This window comes from Streptomyces sp. V4I2 (assembly GCF_030817655.1).
GTDB lineage: Bacteria > Actinomycetota > Actinomycetes > Streptomycetales > Streptomycetaceae > Streptomyces > Streptomyces plumbiresistens.
Genome location: NZ_JAUSZM010000003.1, coordinates 7779348 through 7803262 on the forward strand (window position 1 = coordinate 7779348; position 23915 = coordinate 7803262).

19 protein-coding genes are annotated in these 23915 nt (G+C 70.8%); 15 read left to right on the forward strand and 4 right to left on the reverse strand.

Annotation, left to right across the window (positions count from 1 at the left end; translation table 11 throughout):
• Positions 1-552 precede the first annotated feature (552 nt).
• From QFZ76_RS36670 to QFZ76_RS36680, 3 genes are all read left to right on the forward strand, one after another.
• Positions 553-900, forward strand: coding sequence for a transposase (locus QFZ76_RS36670; protein ID WP_373464402.1), 348 nt, complete (start codon positions 553-555; stop codon positions 898-900).
• A complete protein-coding gene (gene miaB / locus QFZ76_RS36675; protein WP_307677693.1) occupies positions 884-2413 on the forward strand; it encodes a tRNA (N6-isopentenyl adenosine(37)-C2)-methylthiotransferase MiaB in 1530 nt (509 codons plus the stop codon). The genes QFZ76_RS36670 and miaB overlap by 17 nt, the downstream gene beginning before the upstream one ends.
• A 111-nt stretch (positions 2414-2524) precedes the next feature.
• Complete coding sequence (locus QFZ76_RS36680) at positions 2525-3238, forward strand: class III extradiol dioxygenase subunit B-like domain-containing protein (RefSeq protein WP_307677694.1); 714 nt, start codon at positions 2525-2527, stop codon at positions 3236-3238.
• Positions 3239-3385: 147 nt separating this feature from the next.
• Here QFZ76_RS36680 and QFZ76_RS36685 read toward each other — a convergent pair whose 3' ends face one another.
• Entirely contained in the window at positions 3386-3670 is a 285-nt protein-coding gene (locus QFZ76_RS36685; RefSeq protein WP_307677695.1) for an antitoxin, read from the reverse strand.
• 24 nt (positions 3671-3694) lie between these two features.
• A complete protein-coding gene (locus QFZ76_RS36690) occupies positions 3695-4018 on the reverse strand; it encodes a hypothetical protein (protein WP_307677696.1) in 324 nt (107 codons plus the stop codon).
• A gap of 183 nt (positions 4019-4201) precedes the next feature.
• Here QFZ76_RS36690 and miaA point away from each other — a divergent pair, with 183 nt between their 5' ends.
• The 6 genes from miaA to hflX all read left to right on the forward strand — a co-directional run bounded on the left by miaA (position 4202) and on the right by hflX (position 12393).
• Positions 4202-5140 (forward strand): tRNA (adenosine(37)-N6)-dimethylallyltransferase MiaA, encoded by a 939-nt coding sequence (gene miaA / locus QFZ76_RS36695; RefSeq protein WP_307677697.1) that lies wholly within the window; start codon positions 4202-4204, stop codon positions 5138-5140.
• A 108-nt stretch (positions 5141-5248) separates the two neighbouring features.
• Entirely contained in the window at positions 5249-5752 is a 504-nt protein-coding gene (locus QFZ76_RS36700; RefSeq protein ID WP_266448032.1) for a hypothetical protein, read from the forward strand.
• A gap of 75 nt (positions 5753-5827) precedes the next feature.
• A complete protein-coding gene (gene dapF, locus QFZ76_RS36705) occupies positions 5828-6697 on the forward strand; it encodes a diaminopimelate epimerase (protein WP_307677698.1) in 870 nt (289 codons plus the stop codon).
• Between the two features lie 210 nt (positions 6698-6907).
• Positions 6908-9091 (forward strand): bifunctional (p)ppGpp synthetase/guanosine-3',5'-bis(diphosphate) 3'-pyrophosphohydrolase, encoded by a 2184-nt coding sequence (locus tag QFZ76_RS36710; RefSeq protein ID WP_307677699.1) that lies wholly within the window; start codon positions 6908-6910, stop codon positions 9089-9091.
• Between the two features lie 137 nt (positions 9092-9228).
• Positions 9229-10731: a M1 family metallopeptidase gene (locus tag QFZ76_RS36715; RefSeq protein WP_307677700.1), complete on the forward strand. Its 1503-nt coding sequence runs from the start codon at positions 9229-9231 to the stop codon at positions 10729-10731.
• A 168-nt stretch (positions 10732-10899) separates the two neighbouring features.
• On the forward strand, positions 10900-12393 hold the full coding sequence (gene hflX, locus QFZ76_RS36720; protein ID WP_307677701.1) for a GTPase HflX: 1494 nt from the start codon (positions 10900-10902) through the stop codon (positions 12391-12393).
• Between the two features lie 68 nt (positions 12394-12461).
• Here the strand turns inward: hflX and QFZ76_RS36725 are convergent, their stop codons facing one another.
• Together QFZ76_RS36725 and QFZ76_RS36730 are read right to left on the reverse strand one after the other, a co-directional pair.
• Positions 12462-13664, reverse strand: coding sequence for a serine protease (locus QFZ76_RS36725; RefSeq protein ID WP_307677702.1), 1203 nt, complete (start codon positions 13662-13664; stop codon positions 12462-12464).
• 147 nt (positions 13665-13811) lie between these two features.
• Entirely contained in the window at positions 13812-15035 is a 1224-nt protein-coding gene (locus QFZ76_RS36730; RefSeq protein WP_307677703.1) for a serine protease, read from the reverse strand.
• Positions 15036-15309: 274 nt separating this feature from the next.
• On the opposite strand from QFZ76_RS36730, the gene QFZ76_RS36735 reads away from it, so the two are divergent.
• From QFZ76_RS36735 to QFZ76_RS36760, 6 genes are all read left to right on the forward strand, one after another.
• Positions 15310-15897: a DM13 domain-containing protein gene (locus QFZ76_RS36735; RefSeq protein WP_307677704.1), complete on the forward strand. Its 588-nt coding sequence runs from the start codon at positions 15310-15312 to the stop codon at positions 15895-15897.
• A gap of 524 nt (positions 15898-16421) precedes the next feature.
• A complete protein-coding gene (locus QFZ76_RS36740) occupies positions 16422-18014 on the forward strand; it encodes an NAD(P)-binding domain-containing protein (protein WP_307677705.1) in 1593 nt (530 codons plus the stop codon).
• The gene (locus QFZ76_RS36745) at positions 18011-19156 is read left to right on the forward strand and encodes an alpha-hydroxy acid oxidase (RefSeq protein ID WP_307677706.1); all 1146 of its coding nucleotides are present in this window, start codon (positions 18011-18013) and stop codon (positions 19154-19156) included. Before QFZ76_RS36740 ends, QFZ76_RS36745 begins: the two co-directional genes overlap by 4 nt.
• On the forward strand, positions 19153-20565 hold the full coding sequence (locus tag QFZ76_RS36750; protein WP_307677707.1) for a cytochrome P450: 1413 nt from the start codon (positions 19153-19155) through the stop codon (positions 20563-20565). The genes QFZ76_RS36745 and QFZ76_RS36750 overlap by 4 nt, the downstream gene beginning before the upstream one ends.
• A gap of 13 nt (positions 20566-20578) precedes the next feature.
• On the forward strand, positions 20579-21844 hold the full coding sequence (locus QFZ76_RS36755) for a cation:proton antiporter (RefSeq protein ID WP_307677708.1): 1266 nt from the start codon (positions 20579-20581) through the stop codon (positions 21842-21844).
• Complete coding sequence (locus tag QFZ76_RS36760) at positions 21841-23604, forward strand: thiamine pyrophosphate-dependent enzyme (RefSeq protein WP_307677709.1); 1764 nt, start codon at positions 21841-21843, stop codon at positions 23602-23604. Before QFZ76_RS36755 ends, QFZ76_RS36760 begins: the two co-directional genes overlap by 4 nt.
• The last annotated feature ends 311 nt before the right edge of the window (positions 23605-23915 follow it).

A 23915-nucleotide genomic window follows, 5' to 3' on the forward strand; every position in this document is an offset into this window, starting at 1 on the left:
ATCGGAATCGACGCTCAGGGCGCCATTCGGGCCTGGCACCGTGGTGTGAGGGCAATCGGCGCCGGGCCTCTCGCTCGCGGCGGCCAGAGGGGTCGTCGACGAGGCGCAGTTGACGACCAGGCCAATAGCTCCCGCCGCCGAAAACATAGCGGCGGCCTGGACCCAGGACCTACGACGTGACTGACGCTTCATCGCTGAAACCTCCTGCAGAGCCGGAAGCCAATGCGCGCGAACACGCACCGAATGCATTGGGCGCAGTGGTTGAGCGCGCGCTGACATTGGAGAGCCACACGGCGGCGGGGGCGTATCCAAATGCAGTTATGCCGTCTTCAGCCTGCGCCATCCCGAAATTTCGCCGGGGTTCATTCTGTTGGCGTACGGGTTGTCCGGGCGGTGACAGCTGGGCAGGATACGAGGCGTGGAAGGGGCCGGCGGCGACGTCGCGGCGAAGGCCACTACCGGTCCGGCGAATTGCTGTACGCCAGGCACACGTCCTGTGAGGGCAGCAGCCCCGTCTCCGCCATCTCCGCCAGGGATGGTGCTGCCGCGTCCTTGTCGGAAACCAGCGGTACGTCGGCCGGCCACTCGATGGGTCCTGCCCGGTATCCGGAGGAGTTCAAGCGGGACGCGGTCCAGCCGGTGCTGTCCAGCGGCCGGTCGATTGGCTCGGTCGCCAAGGAGCTCGGCGTCAACACCGAGTCGCTGCGGCAATGGGTCCGCATGGCCCGGCCTGCGACCGGCGGGGACGGTGACGTGGTGACGCCGGCCGAGCGCGAGGAACTGAAGGATCCCGACGGACAGGCCAGTGTTCGGCATGGTCATCACTCTGGAGCCGTGGCGGCGCCGAGACAGGCCCCGTTCACGACCGCCTACTCTTGCACTCATGACCAGCAGCAGTGACCGGAGCCCGGCAGTGGACGTTCGTTCATCTAAAACGTATGAAATCCGAACCTACGGGTGCCAGATGAACGTCCACGATTCCGAGCGATTGTCCGGGCTGCTCGAGGACGCCGGGTACGTGCGCGCGCCCGAGGGGTCGGACGGGGACGCCGACGTCGTCGTCTTCAACACCTGCGCGGTGCGCGAGAACGCTGACAACCGGCTGTACGGCAACCTCGGCCGCCTCGCCCCGAGGAAGGCGAGCCGCCCGGGGATGCAGATCGCGGTCGGCGGATGTCTCGCGCAGAAGGACCGCGACACCATCGTGAAGAAGGCGCCCTGGGTGGATGTCGTCTTCGGCACGCACAACATCGGCAAGCTGCCGGTCCTGCTGGAGCGCGCCCGCGTCCAGGAGGAGGCGCAGGTCGAGATCGCCGAGTCGCTCGAGGCCTTCCCCTCCACCCTGCCGACGCGGCGCGAGAGCGCGTACGCGGCCTGGGTCTCCATCTCCGTCGGCTGCAACAACACCTGCACCTTCTGCATCGTCCCGGCGCTGCGCGGCAAGGAGAAGGACCGCAGGACCGGCGACATCCTCGCCGAGATCGAGGCCCTGGTCGCCGAGGGCGTCTCCGAGATCACGCTGCTCGGCCAGAACGTCAACGCGTACGGCTCCGACATCGGCGACCGCGAGGCTTTCAGCAAGCTGCTGCGGGCCTGCGGCGCCATCGAGGGCCTGGAGCGCGTCCGCTTCACCTCGCCGCACCCGCGCGACTTCACCGACGACGTGATCGCGGCCATGGCCGAGACGCCGAACGTGATGCCGCAGCTGCACATGCCCCTGCAGTCCGGTTCGGACACGGTCCTGAAGGCGATGCGCCGCTCCTACCGCCAGGAGCGCTACCTCGGGATCATCGAGAAGGTCCGCGCCGCCATCCCGCACGCGGCGATCACCACCGACATCATCGTGGGCTTCCCCGGCGAGACCGAGGAGGACTTCGAGGAGACCCTGCACGTCGTCCGCGAGGCCCGGTTCGCGCAAGCGTTCACGTTCCAGTACTCCAAGCGCCCCGGCACCCCGGCCGCGACCATGGAGAACCAGATCCCGAAGCAGGTCGTCCAGGCGCGCTACGAGCGTCTTGTCGCCCTCCAGGAGGAGATCTCCTGGGAGGAGAACAAGAAGCAGGTCGGCCGCACGCTCGACCTCATGGTCGCCGAGGGAGAAGGCCGCAAGGACGGCGCCACCCACCGCCTCTCCGGCCGCGCACCCGACAACCGCCTGGTCCACTTCACCAAGCCGGAGCAGGAGGTGCGCCCCGGCGACGTGGTGACCGTCGAGATCACGTACGCCGCCCCGCACCACCTCCTCGCCGAGGGCCCCACCCTCGCCGTGCGCCCCACGCGCGCGGGCGACGCCTGGGAGAAGCGCAACGCCGAGAAGGCCGCCAAGCCGGTCGGCGTCATGCTCGGCCTCCCGAAGATCGGCGCCCCCGAGCCGCTCCCGGCCGCGACGGGCAGCGGCTGCGGCTGCGACTGACGCCGCGCGCGTCGCACAGTCGACAGTCGACAGTCGACGGACGAGGGACGTACGGCCGTTCCGCTCCCGTCGGCTGCCGTCCCGCCGCCCCTCGGCGTTACCCTGCCGATCATGCTTGTCGCCGCCGCAGTCTGTCCCTGTCCGCCGCTGCTTGTGCCCGAGGTCGCCGCGGGGGCCGCACCCGAACTGAACGCCGCGCGTGCCGCGTGTTCGGACGCGCTGAGTGTTCTCGCCGCCGCCCGGCCCGACCGGCTCGTCGTCGTCGGGCCGGCCGAGCGGAGCGGGCGTGGGACGCACCCGGAGGGCACGCGGGGCTCGTTCCAAGGGTTCGGCGTCGACATCGACGTACGCCTGGGCGCCGACCGGGGCACGGCGGCCGGGCGCCTGCTCCCGCCCTCGCTCGTGGTGGCCGCGTGGCTGCTGGAACGGGCCGGATGGGCGGATGCCCCGATCGAGGGACTCGGCGTGGGGGAACCTCTCGAGGCCGAGCGGTGTATTGAAGTGGGAGGGGAGATCGCCGCCGGGGCCGAGCGGGTGGCGCTGCTGGTGATGGGCGACGCCAGCGCGTGCCGCACACTCAAGGCGCCGGGCTATCTCGACGAGCGGGCGGCACCGTTCGACGCGGAGGTCGCGCGTGCGCTGGGTGCGGCGGACGTGGCGGCCCTCAAGGCGCTGGACGCGGACCTGGCCCACGAGCTGAAGGCATCCGGCCGGGCCCCCTGGCAGGTGCTGGCCGGTGCCGCCGAGGGCACGGACCTCGGCGGCACACTCCTGTACGAGGACGCGCCGTACGGGGTGGGGTACGTGGTCGCGGCCTGGTCGTAACGCCTGGTCAGGACGGCCAGGCGATCACGCCTGGCCGATATCGGGTCGGCCATGACTGGCCTGGTCGTACACGGACGCGACGAACACGGCGGACGGCCGGGAGCGTGGTGCTCCGCGGCCGTCCGTCGGTGTGCCGTGCCGTGCCGTTCAGGAAGTCGGCGGGGGGCCGGCCGGTGGCGGGGAGGCCGGCGGTGTGTCGGAACCGCCTCCCGTGCCCGTGCCGTCCTTGTGCGCGAGTCGGTCCATGGCGCCCTTGGCCTTGCCCGTCCCCGACTCGATCTTGTGGCTGTACTTGCCCTTGGTCTTCTCATCGACGACCTTCGCGGCCTTGTCGATGCCGTGTTGGATCTTGTCCCCGTGCTGCTGCGCGAGGCCGGAGACCTTGTCCTTGGCCGGGTTGAGTTTGGTCTTCAAGTTGTCCAGGAGACCCATGGTCCACCTTCCCTCGCCGGGCAGTTACGTGCGGGCGCCTTCGCCGGCCTCGCTGTCGGCAGCCTCATCGGCGGACTGCTGCTTGGGGATCTCGACGCCCTCGCCGGAGCCGGAGGTGTCCTCGGCGGCCGGTGTCGCCGTCTCCTCCACCGCGTCCTCGGCCTTGGGCTCGGCCTTCGTCTCGGACTTCGTTCCGGCCCCGGCCTCGGTCTCAGCCTCGACCGACCCCTTCGCCTCTGTCGCCTCCTGAGCCGCGGACTCGGCCGTCGCTGCTCCGGCCTGCGCCTCGGCGGTCGACGCCTCCTCCGTGGTCTTCGACCTTCGGAGAAGTCGTGCCAAAACGCCCATATCCACTCCATACGTTACTCGTGCGGGCGAAATCCCGCGTCGTCCGGTGCGCCCGTTTGCGCCGCCCGGGTCGCCGCCTCTGTGATCGGGCAGCGGAGAACCTCGCAACTGGCAACGACCCCGCGCGCGTGCCGTCACGTAACTCGTTCGAGGCGGCGTCCTGAGGTTTGCGAGACTGGGGCGGTGAGCAGCGCACCCCCCGCCCCCCGAGTCATCGCCGTCGTCGGACCAACCGCGGCCGGAAAGTCCGATCTGGGCGTTTTCCTGGCCCAGCATCTAGGCGGTGAGGTCGTCAACGCAGACTCCATGCAGCTCTACCGGGGGATGGACATCGGCACCGCCAAGCTGACGCCCGAGGAGCGCGCGGGCGTCCCGCACCACCTCCTGGACATCTGGGACGTCACGGTCACCGCCTCCGTCGCCGAGTACCAGAAACTGGCCCGCGCCAGGATCGACGCGCTGCTCGCCGAGGGCCGCTGGCCGATCCTGGTCGGCGGATCGGGCCTCTACGTCCGCGGAGCCGTCGACAACTTGGAGTTCCCCGGCACCGACCCCGAGGTCAGGGCCCGGTTGGAGGAGGAGCTCACCCTGCGCGGCTCGGGAGCGCTGCACGCGCGCCTGGCCGCCGCCGATCCCGAGGCCGGGCAGGCGATCCTGCCCAGCAACGGCCGCCGTATCGTGCGGGCCCTCGAGGTGATCGAGATCACCGGCCGGCCCTTCACCGCCAACCTCCCGGGCCACGACTCCGTCTACGACACCTTCCAGATCGGTGTCGACGTGGCGCGGCCCGAGCTCGACGAGCGCATCGCGCGCCGGGTCGACCGGATGTGGGACGCGGGCCTGGTGGAAGAAGTGCGCGCACTAGAAGCGCAGGGGTTGCGTGAGGGGCGTACGGCCTCGCGCGCGCTCGGCTACCAGCAGGTGCTCGCGGCGCTCGCCGGGGAGTGCACCGACGAAGAGGCGCGGGCCGAGACGGTGCGAGCCACCAAGCGCTTCGCGCGCCGTCAGGATTCGTGGTTCAGGCGCGATCCCCGGGTGCACTGGTTGAGTGGGGCCGCGGCGGATCTCACAGAACTTCCGCAGCTCGCATTGGCGTTGGTCGAACGACCGGTTACAGCCTGATCACGTCATGGCATCGGGACGCTCCGGCCGTCATCGCGGCCTTCGGCGCCGTGCCATCATCGAGCTTCGATCGACCAAGTGGAGTCCGAGTTGGGAGGGCGCGTGGCGATGGAGGCCGGCCCTCGCGACACCGCACAAGGCACCGAGCCCCTCACCGCAGACAGCGGTGAAACGGAGCAGGACGGCGACCGTCTGAGCCCCGACGGGCCCGACGAGACGCAGGACGGTGTGACCGCCGACGGTCCGGAGCCCGAGGAGATGTTCCCGGGCGGCCCGGAGGTCGAGGTCGAGCTGCGCCCGCAGCGCCGGATGCGCATCTGGCAGCTCGCTCCCATCGTGAGCTTGGCCGCGGTCGGCTCGCTGATGTTCGCCTTCCCGCTGGCCTTCGACTTCGGCGACAGCGGGGCCGTGATCGCCATGCTGGGGCTGCTGATCTGCTCCTGCGCGGCCGGCTGGGGCATGATGGCCGCCCGCCGCGTTGGTTACACGTGGCCCGGGCTGCCGCAGCGGGGCTCCGGGCGCCGTCCGGACTGGCGGATCGTGATCGCGTACGTCGTGGTGGTCGCCGCGGTGGTCGTGCTTGCCGTGTGGCGCGTGGCCCGGCTGCGCTGACGCGGCGCTTCGGCGGTCGGCCGCGGTGGGCTTTCCGCGCGCGGGGTTGTCGTACCCACCCCGTACGATCGAGGAATGAGCACGCGGATCGCCTTCCTCAAGGGTCATGGCACCGAGAACGACTTCGTGATCGTCCCGGACCCCGACAACGCCATTGACCTGCCCCCGGCCGCCGTCGCCGCCCTGTGCGACCGCCGGGCCGGCATCGGCGGTGACGGCCTGCTGCACGTGGTGCGGTCCGCGGCGCACCCCGAGGCCAAGGACATGGCGGCCGAGGCGGAGTGGTTCATGGACTACCGCAACGGCGACGGCTCGATCGCCGAGATGTGCGGCAACGGCGTGCGGGTGTTCGCGCGCTACCTCCAGCGCGCCGGGTACGCCGGTGAGGGCGACCTGGCGGTCGCCACCCGCGGCGGCGTGAAGACCGTGCACATCGCCAAGGAGGGCGACATCACGGTCGGTATGGGCAAGGCGCTCCTCCCCGAGGGGGACGTCACGGTCAGCGTCGGGGAGCACAGCTGGCCCGCGCGCAACGTGAACATGGGCAACCCGCACGCCGTCGCCTTCGTGGACGACCTCGCGCAGGCGGGCAACCTGTACTCCCCGCCGCCCTTCAGCCCGGCCACCGCCTACCCGGACGGGGTGAACGTCGAGTTCGTGGTCGACCGCGGCCCTGGGCACGTCGCCCTGCGCGTGCACGAGCGCGGCTCCGGCGAGACCCGCTCGTGCGGCACGGGCGCGTGCGCCGTCGCCGTGGCCACCGCCCGCCGGGACGGCGCCGACCCGACCGTCACCGGAATCCCGGCGACGTACACCGTCGACCTGCCCGGCGGCACCCTGGTGATCACCGAGCGGCCCGACGGCGAGATCGAGATGACCGGCCCCGCGGTGATCGTCGCCGAGGGCCGGATCGACGCGGAGTGGCTGGAAAGGTCCGCTCGCTGACACCGCCGCTGATCACGGGACACGAAATCGTAAACCTCCAAACCGTCGCTCGAATGGGTGATCCTTTTCACGCTCGGCGAGAGGCGGTCAGGTGCACGTGATGGGCTCGGTAGCATCAAGCACCGGCCCGGACGGGGAAGCGATGCCATCCCCGGAGCCGTGTCCGCCTTGGGGCACCCCGTCCGCCGGTCCACGCAGCCGGAGGTGCCCATGAGTGCGGAGGCCACGAATCCCGCGAGCCCAGGCCCGGTGACAGCAGGCCCTGTACTGCCGACCGTGCCCCGCAGGAAGGCCCGCTCCCGGCTCGACCTGCGCCGCCTCGGCCGGGCCGCGCTGCTCGGCCCCACCGCCCGCGACCGGCTGCCCGACGCCATCGGCCACGTGGTCGAGGCCCACCGCTCGCACTACCCCGACGCCGACCTCGACGCGCTGCGCCGCGCCTACGTCCTGGCCGAGTCCTCGCACCGCGGTCAGATGCGCAAGAGCGGTGAGCCGTACATCACACACCCGCTCGCCGTGACCTTGATCCTCGCCGAACTGGGCGCCGAGACAACGACTCTGACGGCCTCTCTGCTCCACGACACGGTCGAGGACACGGACGTGACGCTCGATCAGGTTCGGGAGGAATTCGGCGAGGAGGTGCGCTTCCTCGTCGACGGTGTCACGAAACTGGAGAAGGTCGACTACGGCGCCGCCGCCGAGCCCGAGACCTTCCGCAAGATGCTCGTCGCCACCGGCAACGACGTCCGCGTGATGTCGATCAAACTCGCCGACCGGCTGCACAACATGCGCACCCTCGGCGTCATGCGCCCCGAAAAGCAGGCCCGCATCGCCAAGGTCACCAGGGACGTCCTCATCCCGCTCGCCGAACGGCTCGGCGTCCAGGCGCTCAAGACCGAACTGGAGGACCTGGTCTTCGCGATCCTCCTCCCCGAGGAGTACGAGCACACACGGGAGTTGATCGTCGACAACGCCTCCCGCGCGGACGACCCCCTTGCGGAGATGGCCGACGAGATGCGCACGGTCCTGCGGGACGCCGACATCCCGGCCGAAGTCCTCATCCGGCCCCGGCACTTCGTCTCCGTGCACCGCAGGGCCCGCAAACGCGGCCGGCTGCGCGGCACCGACTTCGGCCGTCTGCTGGTGCTGGTGAACGAGGACGCCGACTGTTACGGCGTACTGGGCGAACTGCACACCTGTATGACGCCCGTCGTCTCGGAGTTCAAGGACTTCATCGCCGTTCCCAAGTTCAACCTGTACCAGTCGCTGCACACCGCGGTGGCCCTCGGGGACGGCCAGGTCGCCGAAGTCCTCATCCGTACCCATCAGATGCACAAGGTCGCCGAGGCCGGCGTCGTCGCGCTCGGCAATCCCTACGCTCCTCCTTCGGAGGAGCAGACCGTTTCGAGCGACGGCGAGCGCGCCGACCCGACCCGGCCCGGCTGGCTCTCCCGCCTTCTCGACTGGCAGGAGGCCGCGCCCGACCCCGATACCTTCTGGTCCACCCTGCGTGAGGACCTCGCTCAGGACCGCGAGATCACCGTCTTCCGTCCCGACGGCGGCACCCTGGGCCTGCCCGAGGGCGCGACCTGCGTGGACGCCGCGTACGCGCAGTACGGCGAGGACGCGCACGCGTGCATCGGCGCCCGCGTCAACGGCCGCCTGGCGACCCTGAGCACGGTCCTGAAGGACGGCGACACCGTCCAGCTCCTCATGGGCCAGGACCCCGCCTCCGAGCCCTCCAGAGAGTGGCTGGACCACGCTCACACCGCCGCCGCCCGGATCGCCATCCAGCGATGGCTGGCGACGCATCCGGCATCCGCCGAGGCGCAGAAGGAGGGGCCGGTTCCGACCCTCCAGGCCGGCGAGGCAGCCGCCCGGCCCGCCGCCCAGAACTCCGTGACCGCCTCCGAAGGCGCTACATCCCGCACCGCCGACCGCCCCGCCGCCGCGAACGCCGTCGTCGACCAGCCCGGCGCGAGCGTACGGCTCGCGGGCTGCTGCACACCCGTACCGCCCGACGAGGTGATCGGCTTCTCCGTGCGCGGGGGAGCGGTGACCGTCCACCGGGTGGAGTGCGCGGCCGTGGCGCGCATGAAGAGTTCGGGGCGCGCGGAGGTCGGCGTGCGCTGGGGGGACACCACCGGGTGCCGGGTCACGCTGTTCGCCGAATCGTTCGGCCGCCCGCATCTGCTCGCGGACCTCACGGAAGCGATGGCCTCGGAGGGTGCCGAGATCGTCTCCGCGACCGTGGAGCCCCCGAGCCAGCAACGCGTACGCCACACCTACACGGTCGAACTCCCCGACGCGGCGCACCTGCCCGCCCTGATGCGGGCGATGCGGAACGTGCCGGGGGTGTACGACGTGAGCCGCGCGCAGACGCCGGGGGCCTGAGACCGCCCGCGGAACATGCACGCGCGCGTGGGGGGTGGTTGCACGCGGCCACGCCGTCGTCCCGCTGCGCTACCCGTTCGAGTGGGCCGATCGCGCGCCGCCGCCGTACCGCACGCGCGCGCTGGTAGCCGTGGTGCATGCCGCTGACCCCCCGCACCGTGGCCCCCCGAGCCCGCATCACGCCCTCCCGGCGCCGGAAGGCCGCCGCGCGCCTCGCCTGCGCCGTCTCCGTCTGCCTCCTCGCCGCGAGCGCCCCGGCCGCCCCGCTGGGTGTCGGCGACCGCCTCTTCCCATACCTCGGCAACCCGGGATACGACGTGGCGTCGTACGACCTCGCCTTCACCTATCCGGGCACCAACAGCAAGCCCCTCCAGGCGGTCACCACGATCGACGCCTGGACGACGACCTCGCTGGACCACGTGAACCTCGACTTCGCGCACGGCAAGGTCGACTCGGTCGAGATCGACGGCGAGCCCGCGGCCTTCACGAGCGCCGGCGAGGACCTGGTGGTCACGCCCGAGGGGTCGTTGCCCGAGGGCAGCTGGATGCGGATCACCGTCCGGCACACCAGCGACCCCGTCTCCGCCGCGGACCGGGACGGCGGCTGGATCCGGACCGCGGACGGCCTTGCCATGGCCAACCAGGCCGATGTCGCCCACCTGGTGTTCCCGTGCAACGACCACCCCTCCGACAAGGCGATGTTCACCATCAGGGTCACCGCGCCCAAGGGCTACACGGCCGTCGCCAATGGCCTGCCCACCGGCGTGGACCGGGCGGGCCGGGCGACGACCTGGACGTACCGGACCCAGCACCCCATGGCCACCGAGCTCGCCCAGGTGTCCATCGGCCGTTCCACCGTGCTGCGCCGCAGTGGCCCGCACGGGCTGCCCGTACGGGACGTCGTGCCCACCAAGGACCGAGCGCAGCTGGAGCCGTGGCTCAAGAAGACCCCCGACCAGATCGTCTGGATGGAGGGCAAGGTCGGGCCGTACCCCTTCGAGACGTACGGACTGCTCATGGCCGATGCCGACACCGGCTTCGAGCTGGAGACACAGACCCTCTCTCTCTTCGAGAGAGACCTGTTCACCGAGCCCGGCTTCCCCAAGTGGTACGTCGAGTCGATCATGGTGCACGAGCTGGCCCACCAGTGGTTCGGCAACAGCGTCAGCCCCCGCACCTGGTCCGACCTGTGGCTGAACGAGGGGCACGCCACCTGGTACGAGGCGCTGTACGCGGAGGAGAAGGCGGACCGGTCCGTGGAAGCGCGGATGAAGGCGGCGTACGGCGCCTCCGACCGCTGGCGCGCGGCCGGCGGACCGCCCGCCGCCCCGAAGGTGCCCGACCCCGGCCAGAAGATCAGCATCTTCCGGCCGAACGTCTACGACGGCGCCGCGCTGGTCCTGTACGCACTGCGCCAGGAGATCGGCCGCCCGGCCTTCGAACGCCTGGAGAGGGCCTGGGTGAACCGCCACCAGGACGGTGTCGCCAGTACCGCGGACTTCGTCGAGCTCGCTGAGGAGGTCTCGGGACGGGAACTGGGCGACTTCTTCGAGGGCTGGCTGTACGGCGCTAAGACCCCTCCGATGCCCGGCCACCCGGACTGGAAGTCAGCCGCACCCCGGTCGGCCGCTGTGAAATAACACGGTGACGAGACGGGCCGTGCCGTGCGACCATCTTCAGGTCGGCGCGGCACGGGACACGGGAATCTCCCGGGGCACTCGTGCGTTGTGAGCAGTGACGGATCGCTCAGAAGTTTCCGCTTCGGCTCTGTCGCGCTTTATCGGAATCCTCATCGACGTAAGGACCCAATGACCTCCTCTTCATCTTCTTCCCAGGACACTGAGCGCTTCGCGCATGCTTACCCCGAAAGTCTCCGGGCCGATGCCCTGATGGAAGAGGACGTCGCCTGGAGCCACGAGATCGACGAAGACCGGGACGGCGATCAGTTCGACCGCTCCGAGCGCGCGGCCCTGCGCCGCGTCGCGGGCCTCTCCACCGAACTCGAGGACGTCACCGAGGTCGAGTACCGCCAGCTCCGCCTGGAGCGGGTCGTGCTCGTCGGCGTCTGGACCACGGGGACCGCGCGGGACGCGGACAACTCCCTCGCGGAGCTCGCCGCTCTCGCGGAGACCGCGGGCGCGCTGGTGCTCGACGGCGTGATCCAGCGCCGCGACAAGCCCGACGCGGCCACCTACATCGGTTCCGGCAAGGCCGAGGAGCTGCGCGACATCGTGCTCGAAACGGGCGCGGACACCGTCATCTGCGACGGTGAGCTCAGCCCGGGCCAGCTCATCCACCTCGAAGACGTCGTCAAGGTCAAGGTCATCGACCGTACGGCCCTGATCCTCGACATCTTCGCCCAGCACGCCAAGTCCCGAGAGGGCAAGGCGCAGGTCGCGCTCGCGCAGATGCAGTACATGCTGCCGAGGCTGCGAGGCTGGGGTCAGTCGCTGTCCCGTCAGATGGGCGGTGGCAAGGGCGGCGGCCTCGCCACCCGTGGTCCCGGTGAGACCAAGATCGAGACGGACCGGCGTCGGATCCGCGAGAAGATGGCGAAGATGCGCCGGGAGATCGCGGACATGAAGACCGGCCGCGAGATCAAGCGCCAGGAGCGCAAGCGCCACAAGGTGCCGTCGGTCGCCATCGCCGGCTACACCAACGCAGGCAAGTCCTCACTGCTCAACCGCCTCACGGGCGCGGGCGTCCTGGTCGAGAACGCCCTGTTCGCGACCCTCGACCCGACCGTGCGCCGGGCGGAGACGCCCAGCGGCCGCCTGTACACGCTGGCGGACACCGTCGGCTTTGTACGGCACCTGCCGCACCACCTGGTCGAGGCGTTCCGCTCCACCATGGAGGAGGTCGGCGAGTCCGCCCTGATCCTGCACGTGGTGGACGGCTCGCACCCGGACCCGGAGGAGCAGCTGGCCGCCGTACGCGAGGTGATCAGGGACGTCGGCGCCACCGGCGTACCCGAGATCGTCGTGATCAACAAGGCGGACGCGGCCGACCCGCTGACGCTTCAGCGGCTGATGCGGATCGAGAAGCGTTCGATCGCGGTCTCGGCCCGCACCGGCCAGGGCATCGAGGAACTGCTCGCGCTGATCGACAACGAGCTGCCGCGGCCGTCGGTCGAGATCGAGGCGCTCGTGCCGTACACGCACGGCAAGCTGGTCGCCCGCGCTCACGACGAGGGTGAGGTGATCTCCGCGGAGCACACCCCGGAGGGCACCCTGCTCAAGGCGCGGGTGCACGAGGAACTGGCGGCGGATCTCGCGCCGTACGTTCCGGCGCCGCTCGTCTGACCGTCGTAGCACAGCCTGAAGGCCCGCCGTCTGCTCGTCGCAGGCGGCGGGCCTTCAGCGTGCGCGGATCACTGACCGCCGTAGGTCTTGCTCATGGTCTCGTAGAGCGTCTCGGCGTCCTGGCCGAGCTGCGGGCCCGCCAGCCAGGTGTTGTCGGTCGGGCCGATGGAGGTGTTCGAGACCAGCCTGGTCTCGCCGTCCACCACCCGGAACCAGCCGCCGCCGGACGAGCCGCCCGTCATGGTGCAGCCGATGCGGTACATCGTCGGCAGGCCCGCGCTGACCGAGAACCGGCCCGGCCGGTCGAGGCACTTGAACATCTTCAGGCCGTTGTACGGGGGCGCGGCCGGGTAGCCCCAGGCGCCCATCGTGGCGACCTCGCTCGCGGGCGGGGCGGAGAAGTCGACGTCCAGCGCGCCGGTGGTCTCCTCCAGGGACTTCGAGCCCGACTCCGGCTTCACATGCAGCACCGCGTAGTCGTACGCGGCACCCGCGCCTCCGGTCTCCGAACCGCCCTCGATCCACCCGTTCGACGTCGAGGCCCAGTCGGCCCACCAGTTGCCGTAGGGCGCGATCTCCGTGGCGGGGGCGTCGGCGAGCTGCGCCTCGGACTTGCCGAGGTCGTTGTACGCCGGGACGAAGACGATGTTGCGGTACCAGCCGCCGCTGCCGCCGGCGTGCACGCAGTGGCCGGCCGTCCATACCAGGTTGGACTTGCCCGGGTGGTTCACGTCCGTGACGACCGTGCCGGAGCAGACCATCGGACCCTCGGGGGAGTCGAAGAAGATCTTGCCGACCGGGGCCGCGTTCCGGTGATACGGCGTCTTCTCGGCCGTGGCCTCGACGGGCACCGGCTCCGGGTCGCTGACGTCCTGGTCGGCGGTGGCGTCCTGCGTCGAGACGGTCTTGTCGGCCTCCTTCGCGGACTGCATCCGCTCGGGCTTCCAGAGGCCCTCGATCACCGGGTTGACGAAGTCCTTGGCCTCACTGAGCCACGTGGCCCTGTCCCAGTCCTTCCAGCCGCCGGCCGCCCAGTCGTCGACATCGATGCCGTGCTCCTTGAGCTTGTCGGCGAGACCGGCGGGGATCTCGACCTTGTCCCTCGCGGCCTGGGACGTGGTGGCCCCGGGCTTGTCGCCGGCGGTGTCCTCGCTCGAGCCGCCGCAGGCGCTCGCGGTCAGCGCGAGGGCCGCGACGAGGCCGGTGGCCGCGAGGAAGGTGTGGGTGCGCCGCCCGTGGCGTGGAGGTGCGGGCGTACGTGTGGAGCGCATGGTGCGATAACCCCCGTGGGAACGTGCGAATGCCGTGTGCCTGTAACGGACGACACACCACTATGCCCGGGGAGTTGAGGGTGAACGGCGGTGAGCCGGTGAAGGTTTCCCCGACCCGCCCCACCGCCGTCCGTGTTCAGCGGGCGGTCACTGGCCCGCGAACTTGTCGCTCACCGAGGCGTACACGCCCTCGGCCACCTCACCCAGCCGCGGACCGGCCAGCCAGCCCGCCGTCACCGGGCCGATGGAGGTGTTGGAGACCAGCGCCGGCTTGCCGTCCGAGCCGGTCGCGACCCAGCCGCCGCCCGACGAACCGCCTGTCATGGTGCAGCCGATGCGGTACATCGTCGGGTCCGGGGCGCTGATCGACAGCCGTCCCGGCTTGTCCTCGCACTGATACATGGTCTGGCCGTCGAACGGTGCCGCGGCCGGGTAGCCGGTCGCCGTGATGCTCGCGACCTTCGCCACGGCCGGCGCCTTGAAGTTCACCGGCAGAGCCGAACCGACCGTCTCCTCCAGCGACTTGCCGCCGCTGCCCTCCTCCGGGGTCACATGGATGACGGCGAAGTCGTACGAGGCACCGTCACCGCCCGTCGCCCCGCCCTGCTCGATCCACTGGTCCGAGGTCTGCGCCCAGTCGCCCCACCACACACCGAGCGGAGCGACCTCCTCCTTGGCGGCGCTCTCCAACTCCTGCGTCGCCATGGCCTTGTTGTTGTACGACGGCACGAACGCGATGTTGCGGTACCAGCCGCCGTCCTTGCCCGCGTGCACACAGTGGCCTGCCGTCCACACCAGGTTGGACTTGCCGGGGTTGGCCGGGTCCTGCACGACGGTTGCCGAGCAGACCATCGTGCCCTCGGGGGAGTCGAAGAACACCTTGCCCGCTTCAGGAGCGTTGGCCTGGTACGTGGGCGCGACGGCCTTCGCCTCCACGGGCTCGGGCTCCGGGTCGGTCACGCCCTGGTCGTCGGAGAGGTCGCTGTCGTCGACGGCCTTCTCCGGGTCCTCGGCGTCCCGCATCCGGTCCGGGTCCCACAGGCCCTCGATGATCGGGTTGATGTACTCGTCGGCCTCGCGGAGCCAGTCCTCCTTGCTCCAGTCCTTCCAGGCGCCGTTCTTCCACTTGTCGAGGTCGATCCCGTGCTCTTTGAGCTTGTCCTTGAGGTCGTCCGGGATCGTGATCTTGCCGTCGCCCGCGGACGTGGCCGTGGCGGAGGCCTCGCCACCGGCCTCGGCGTCGCCAGAGGCACAGGCAGTGGCGGAGAGCAGGAGCGCCGAGGTGAGGGCAACGGCAGTCAGCGCGGGGGAGGTTCTGCGGCGCGCGTTCCTTCCTCGACGAGCGGTGAAGGACGGCCGTATGGGTCGCATTGTCTGAACTCCCCCTGAGGTGAAATCGGTTGGCTCACGCGCTTGAGTCACGTTGTGTGGGAACGGCATCACACACTATGCGCTCGCTGTGGGGGACTCCCCGCGGAACGGCAACGGTTTCGCTACGAGCTGTCTGAGCTGGACATCATCAAGGATCCGCGGATCTGAGTGGGACGACGTAAGGCTTCCGTCATCTCCTGCGGGGTTACGGGGCGGCTGCCTCTTCCGTTGAATGGGGCGGAGATCAAAGAACTCCCAAGTGGTGAGGGCGGGGATGGGGCGCGTGCGCAAGGTACTGACCGGGCCGTTGGTCGTCGGAGCACTGGTGGTGGCGGTCGCCGCGGCCGGCTTCGGGCTGTACTGGTTCCAGCCGTGGAAGCTGTGGCAGGACGAGACCGTCGAGGAGGCCCTGCCCGGAACCGTGGAGACCTCCGCGCCGCCGACGGTGGCGCCCTCGACAGCTCTCCCCGAGTCGGTTCCCTCCGAGTCGGCTTCCTCGGCGACCGGGCCGCAGTCGCTGGCGAGCGGTGAGCTGATCAGCCACGAGCACGCGACATCGGGCACGGTGAAGCTCGTACGACTGGCCGACGGCTCCCACGTCGTCCGGCTGGAGAACCTCGACACCAGCAACGGGCCGGACCTGCGGGTGTGGCTGACCGACGCACCGGTGAAAGAGGGGAAGGCGGGCTGGCACGTCTTCGACGACGGGGAGTACGTCAGCCTCGGCAAACTCAAGGGCAACAAGGGCAGCCAGAACTACACGCTGCCCGCCGACATCGACCCCGCCCGCTACACCAGCGTCAGCATCTGGTGCGACCGTTTCGACGTGTCCTTCGGCGCCGCCGAACTCGCCGCCGCCTGAGGCCGGGGCACCCTTCGAGCCGCGCCGGTCACTCCTGCCCGGGCTTCGGCTGACGCCGCCGCACGTGTCCCTCCGCGCCGGTCATGCCTGCCCGGGCCTTCGGCTGCCCTCACCCGGGATCGACGATGGTCGGGCTACCTATCGAAACCCTGTCATCCCGGAGCCGTTGTTGCCCGTGACGTGACGAGTCACTACCGTGCTGCTTGAGATTTCAACGGGAAATCCCGTGGAAGGGCCTGTCATGCCCCTGCCAAAAAGCAAGCCTCTGTCATCCCCGGCTGCCCTTGCCATCCCCCGAAATACTCTCCCGCACCTGCGAAGCACGGCTGCTCCGACGAGCCGTATCACCTCGTTCCGGCCGATGCCGGCCTGACGGAACGCGACTCTCGATTCTCGCTGCACGGGGCGGCGCTCTGCCGTTTGCGCACCACCACGCCACCACGCCATCGCGTCTCCCACTGCCCCACCCCCCACCGGTTTCCGGGCATGCCATCACCCATCGCCCGGAGCAGAAGGAGAGATCCGTGAACTCCACACCCACCGAGCCCCTCGACTACCTCGTGGTCGGCGCCGGCCCCGCCGGGCTGCAGCTCGGGCAGTTACTCCAGGCGGCCGGGCACGGATACCGGATTCTGGAGGGCGGCCAGGCCCCCGGCACCTTCTTCCGCACGTTCCCCCGCCACCGCAAGCTGATCTCCATCAACAAGGTGTACAACGGCACCGACGACCCCGAGCTGAACCTCCGGATGGACTGGAACTCCCTGCTGTCCCCGGACCCCGACCTGCTCTTCACCCGCTACAGCAAGCGGTACTTCCCGCACGCCGACGACCTGGTGCGCTATCTCGCCGACTTCGCCGAGGCGTTCAAGCTGGACATCGCCTACGACACCAGGGCGGAGCGGATCCGGCGCGATGCCGACGGCTTCACCGTCACCGACCAGCACGGACAGGAGCACCACGCCCGGCGCCTGGTCATGGCGACCGGGGTGAGCCGGCCCAACACCCCGGACATCCCCGGCATCGAGACCGCCGACGACTACTCCGTCGTTTCCGTGGATCCCGAGGACTTCACGGACCAGCGCGTCCTGATCATCGGCAAGGGCAACTCCGCCCTGGAGACCGCGGACAGCCTCGTCGAGACCGCGGCCGTGATTCATGTCGCCGGCCCCCACTCCATCCGCATGGCCTGGAATACCCACTACGTCGGCCATCTGCGCGCGGTCAACAACAACTTCCTCGACACCTACCAACTCAAATCGCAGAACGCCCTGCTGGACGGCAACGTGCTGTCGATCGAGAAGGACGCCGGCGACGGCGGATACCGGATCCGGTTCAGCTTCTCCCGGGCCGACGAGGTCGTGAAGGAACTGCGTTACGACCGGGTCGTCGTATGCACCGGTTTCCGCTTCGACGCCTCGGTGTTCGGCCCGCAGTGCCGGCCCGAGCTGGTCATCAACGACCGCTTCGCCGCGCTCTCCCCGGCGTACGAGTCGGTGAGCGTGCCCGGCCTGTACTTCGCCGGCACCCTGATGCAGCAGCGTGACTTCAAGAAGTCCACCGGCGGCTTCATCCACGGCTTCCGGTACGCCGTACGCGCCCTGAGCCGCATCCTCGACGAGCGTCATCACGACCGGCCCTGGCCGCACCAGCAGCTGGACGCGTCCCCGCCCGCGCTGGCGGATGCCGTCGCGGACCGGGTCAACCGCTCCTCCGCGCTCTGGCAGCAGTTCGGCGTGATCGGGGACCTGATCGTCGTGCCGCCCGGCGAACCGGCCCGCTACCACGAAGAGGTGCCGGTCGCGTACGCCCACGAGAGCCGACTCACCGACAGCGGCGACTACTTCGCCGTCACCCTCGAGTACGGCCCCGACCACGACAAGGTCGACCCCTTCGACATCACCGTGCGCCGCACCGCCCAGAACTCGGTCGACGACGCCTTCGACGCCGCCTACCTGCACCCCGTGATCCGCCACTTCCGCGGCGGTGAGCTGCTCGGCACGCATCACATGGCAGAGAACCTGGAGAACGAGTGGGATGACCCGGAGGTCCACCGCGCCCCGCTGGCCGAGTTCTTCACCCGGGAACTGGACCGCCGGCCGAGCCCCGCCGGGCGGTGAGCGGCGTGCAGCAGTTCACCGTCCACGACTTCGAGATCGCGGCGCGCGCCACACTCGACCCGGTGTACGCCGACTTCATCGCCGGCGGAGCCCGTGACGAGATCACCGTACGGGCCAACGAGGCGGCGTTCGGGCGCCTCCAGCTGCTGCCGCGGGTGCTGCGCGGAAGTGCCGTACGGGAGCTGGACATCACCCTGCTCGGCAGCCGCGCGAGCCTGCCGGTCCTGCTCTCCCCGACCGCCTTCCACAAGCTGGTCGACCCGGAAGGGGAGCTGGCCACGGCCCGGGCCGCTGCCGCCGCCGGAGCCATCATGATCGTCTCCATGGCGTCCACGGTGGCCGTGGGCGAGCTCGCCGACGCGGTCCGCGCGGTCGGCGACGACGTACCCCTGTGGTTCCAGCTCTACATCCAGCCCGACCTGGAGATCACCGAGGCGCTGGTGCGCAGGGCGACCGACGCCGGGTGCGGCGCCCTGGTGGTCACCGTCGACTCCCCGGTGCTGGGCGCGGGCGAACGCAACCGGCGCAACAGCTTCCACGACCTGCCGCCCGGGCTCCGCTGCGAGAACCTGGTGGACCTGCGCGACGGCGAGCGCGGCCACGTACGGCAGATCGCCATGTCCCCGGAGCTGAACTGGGAGCACATCGACTGGCTGCGCGGCGTGACGGACCTGCCCATCCTGCTGAAGGGCGTGCTGCACCCCGAGGACGCCCGGCTTGCCGTCCGGCACGGCGTCGACGGGCTGCTGCTCTCCAACCACGGCGGCCGCCAACTCGACACCGTCCCCGCCACCTTGGAGCTGCTGCCGGAGATCGTCGCCGCGGTGGCGGGCCGGGTCCCGGTGGTGCTGGACGGCGGGGTCCGGCGCGGCACCGACGCGGTGAAGGCCCTGGCGCTGGGCGCGTCCGCGGTGGGCATCGGCCGGCCCGTGATGTGGGCGCTGGCCGAGGGCGGTGAGAAGGGCGTACGCCGGCTGCTGGATCTGTTGCGCGAGGAGCTCGACGACACCATGGCCCTGTGCGGGGCGTCCGGTCTCGCCGACCTGACGCCCGATCTGGTCCGGGTGCCCGCATGGGGGCCCGTGCCGGGTCCCGTCCTGGCTCCGGGGTCGGACCACCGGTTCGGCGGGGTGGTCGCATGAGCGCCACCGGATGGCTGATCACCGGCGCGGTCGTGGTCCTGGTGGCCACGCTGCCGTACTGGCTGCCCAGGGCGGTGATCGCGCTGCGGGTACGCATCTTCGCCCGGGTGGGCGGCGAGGAGGGCGTCCGGGCACCCGGCCGGGAGGTGCCCGCCGAGGAGTTCAAGAAGGTCTACGGCCATCCGGCGGCGAACGGCCGCAGCCGGGGCGCTGCACTCTCCGACCTTTTCTGGTACTGGCTGTCGCCCGGCCCGGAGGTGCACCAGGAGCACCTGGAGCCCGGACCGCGCTACGACGACGTGGCCAGGACCACCCGGCAGATCCTGGCCGGACTCTCCCGGGCGCAGTGGACCGAGCTGGTCGGCCGCTGCACCCAGCGGGTGCTCGACGAACTCGACGGCCACGCGCGCGTGCAGCGAGTCAGACTGCGCGACCTGATGATGCCGGTCTGGGCCGAGGTCTATTACGAGGTGGTCTTCCGCGAACCGTGCCCGCGTCACGTCCGGGACCTGATCACCGGCAACGCGGACGACGTGGTCACCGCCCTGAAGTGCACCGGTCTGCGGCACATGGACCGGCGGGCCCGGCTCACCGCCCACTTACGGGACCGGCTCGCGCACGACCCGCCGCCCGTGCCGCTGCCGTCCTCGCTCTCGCGGCGGGAGCAGGCGTACTACCTGCAGGGCACGTTCTTCAACACCGCCGTTGTGCAGATGTCGGAGGCGATGGCCCATCTGCTGCTCGCCCTCGCCACGCACCGCCCGGTGCAGGACCGCCTGTCGGCCGGCGAGGAGACCGTCGACAAGGAGGGCGCCTTCCTGGACCGGGTCATCAACGAGACGCTGCAGCACTTCCCGCTCTTCGGCGTGGCCCACCGGATCACCTCCGGGGAGATCCCCCGGGAGGGACGCGAGCCCATCCCGGCCGGGTCGGTTCTGCTGTTCAACTACCCCGAGTACCAAGGATCCGGCTCCTCCGGGGGAGGGCGGTTCGACCCCGACCGGTGGCTGAACCCGGACACCAGGCCGTCCGCCTTCATCCCGTTCGGGGTCACCGCCAACCGCCCCTGCCCCGCCCGCGGTTTCGCCGTCCTCACCATGCGGGTCGCGGCCGAAGAGGTGCTGCGGCGCTTCCGGCTGGAGTCCTCGGTGGAGCACACCCGGTCCCTGCCCAGCCGCGGTCCCTGCCTGCTGGTGCCGCGCACCGGAGCGTCCCTCAGCCCCGCCCGCCGGCGGACCCGGCTCGCGGCGATGCGCCTGGCCGACCGCTGGGCGACGGTCCCGCGCAGCCTCACCCAACTGGTCCTCGGCAGCTACATGGTCTGGGACGCCCGGCGCCAAGGGCTGTGCCGCACCTACTTCGCCGCCTCCTCCGGCGGCTCCGCGCCCTCCGTCACCGCCGGCCGTTGAGAGGAACGAGACCATGACTCCCGTGGAGCTCGCTCCCGCCTTCTTCCTGGCAGCCGTCGTCATCCTGCTGACCTGCCGTCTGGTCGTCCTGGTGGCGGGCCGCTTCGGTCAGCCGCCCGTGGTCGGCGAGATGATCGCCGGGGTGCTGCTCGGCCCCTCACTGTTCGGACTGCTCGCCCCCGGGATCTTCCCGCCGGAACTGAAACCGGTCCTGTACGTGGCCGGCCAGATCGGTCTGGTCACCCTGATGTTCGCCGCCGGATACGAGTTCCGGGCGCACGCCGGGCGGGGGCTGGCCGGCACGGCCGTCGCCGTCTCCTCGGCCGGGGTCGGAATCCCGCTGGCACTGGGCGTGGGACTGACCCTGGTGGCCCACGGCCACGTCGGCATCTTCGTCGACGGGGTCTCGGTATGGGTGACGGCCGCGTTCGTCGGCGTCGCCCTGGCGATCACTGCCTTCCCGATGCTGGCCCGGATCATCACCGAACGCGGGCTGGCAGGCTCCCGGTTCGGCTCCCTCGCCCTGGCCTCCGGAGCCACCGACGACGCCGTCGCCTGGATCCTGCTCGCGGGGGTGCTGAGCGCGGCCTCCGGCGAGGCGGGCCCCGTCCTTACGGCGGTCGGCGGCTCCCTGCTGTTCGTGGCCGTCCTGCTCCTGCTGGGACGCCGCCTGCTGGCATGGGTCGTGAACCGGCCGGGCCTCGGCGACGACACCCGGCTCCTGTTCACCGTCGCCGTGCTGTTCTGCGCCGCCTGGTTCACCGACATCATCGACCTGTACGCCGTGTTCGGGGCGTTCTGCGTCGGGATGGTCATGCCGCGCGCCGAGGCGTCCGAACGGCTCGTACGGACCACCCAGTCCGTGACCCAGGTCGTCTTCGTCCCGATGTTCTTCACCTACTCCGGCCTCAACACCCGGTTCGACGTCTTCTCCGACCCGTCGGTGATGGCCTTCGGGGCGGCCGCGGTCGTCCTGGCGGTGGTCGGCAAGTTCGGCGGCTGCTGGGCCGCCGCCCGGCTGCGCGGCGAACCCGGCCCGGTGGCCGTACGGGTCGGTGCCCTGATGAACGCCCGCGGCCTGATGCAGCTGATCGCCCTCAACATCGGGCTGTCGGCCGGCATCGTCAGCGACGAACTGTTCACCGCGCTGGTCCTCGTCGCCATGGTCACCACGATCATGACGGTTCCGGTGCTGAGCCTGCTGGACCGCCGGGACGCCGCCCGGGCGCGGACTTCCGACGAGACGGTCTCTCAGAGCGAGAAGGCGGCGGTGACATGACGCTGAGCGGGGCACAGGCGCTGGTCGGCCAGTTGGAGCGGGAGGGCGTCCGCCATGTCTTCGGCGTGCCGGGTGTCCAGCTCGACCACGTACTGGACGCCCTGGCCCGTGCCAGGGCCGCCGGAGGACCGATCGAGTACATCGCCGCCCGCCACGAGCAGGGCGCGGCCCACATGGCCGAGGCGTACGCCCGCACCAGCGGGCGGCCCGGCGTCTGCCTGGTGGTTCCCGGCCCCGGCGTGCTCAACGCCCTGCCCGCCGTGGCCACCGGCTACGCCTGCTCGTCGCCGATGCTGTGCTTGGCAGCCGACATCCCGTCGCCGCTGGCCGGCCGGGGTCTGGGCATGCTGCACGAACTGCCGGACCAGCACGGCTTCCTGGCCTCGCTCACCAAATGGTCCGGACGGGCCGACACCCCGGCTCGGATTCCCGGACTCGTACGCGAGGCGATACGACAGTCACGGTCCGGCCGCCCGAGGCCGGTGGCTCTGACGATTCCGGCGGACGTACTGGCCGCGCGGGCGGAGGTGGACCTGGAGCGGGAAGGGCAGGCACCGGACGGCGACCGGACGGGCCGTCCCCGTGCGTCCGGCGGGCCGGAGTGGGCCGGGCAAGCACCGGACGACGGACGGTCGGGCCGCGCTTGTGCGTTCGGGGAGCCGGAGCAGGACGCCCTGTCCGAGATCGCCGCGGTGTTACGGGCTGCTCGTCGGCCCCTGCTCTACGCAGGCGGCGGAGTGCTCGCCTCGCGGGCCGGCGCGGCGCTGATCGCCCTGGCCGAGGAACTGTCGGCCCCGGTCGTCATGAGTCGCAACGCGGGTGGCGCCGTCCCGGCACACCACGGACTCGCCTTCTCCAGCCTCGCCGCACCCCGGCTGCTCCCCTTGGCGGACGCGGTACTGGTCGTCGGCAGCCGCTTCCTGACCCCTCGCGGAACGGCCGTACCGACTGCCCCCGACGCGACCGTCGCCCTGGTCAACGCGGACCCGGCCGACCTGGGCGCGCCCCGCCGGGCCGACCTCGCACTGCGCGCCGACGCCCGCGAGGCGCTCGAGGACCTGCGAGCCGCGCTGGTCCCCGCTCGGACGGCGACACCCCGATCGGGACGGCCGGAGGCCGGGTGGTCGCCCGGCGAACTGGCCGAGGTGCGCGCCTGGTGCGCACGGAAGGTCGAGAGCGTCGAACCGCAGTGGTCGTACGTGCGCGCACTGCGCGAGGCGATCCCGGACGACGGCTTCCTGGTCAACGAGCTGACCCAGGTGGGCTATCTGGCCGCCGTCGGCTACCCCGTCCACCATCCGGGAACCTTCCTCACCCCCGGCTACCAGGGCACTCTGGGCTACGGCTATCCCTCGGCGCTGGGCGTGAAGGTGGGCAACCCGGACCGGGCGGTCGTCTCCGTCAACGGGGACGGCGGGTTCTGCTGGAACATGCAGGAACTGGCCACCGCCCGCAAGTACGGCATCGGCGTGACCGCGGTGGTCTTCAACGACAACGCCTACGGCAACGTCCGGCGCATCCAGGCCGACGAGTTCGAGGGCCGCTTCATCGGCAGTGACCTGACCAGCCCCGACTTCGTGCGGCTTGCGGAGTCCTTCGGCGTCCCCGCTGTTCGGGCCGACACCCCGGCACGGCTCGTCGGAGCCCTCAGGGAACGCCTCACCGAACCGGGCCCCTCGCTGATCGAGGTACCGGTGGCCGAGATGCCCAGCGTGTGGCCGCTGCTGCTCGGAGGCACACCCGGTTCGGTCCGGGACTGAGGCTTCCCACAGAGATCGAGGCTTTCCCACAGATCAGGAGCTCGCCGTCACGAACCCAGCGCGCGACCCGTCCGGGACAACAGTCCCGGGGGCCGAACGGCGACAGGGCGGCGGGTGGCCGGCCGAACGGTGACAGGGCGGCGCGGGTGGCCTTACGGCGACCGGCCGGGGCGTGGCCGTACAGCGATGGCCGACGGGTGGCCGTACTGCGTGATGCGCCGCGCCTAGGCTGGTCGCGACGGCAGGCACCGGTCGCGGAAGCAGGGCGCACGGCATGGATGACCAGGAGCAGGAGCAGGAGCAGGAGCTGG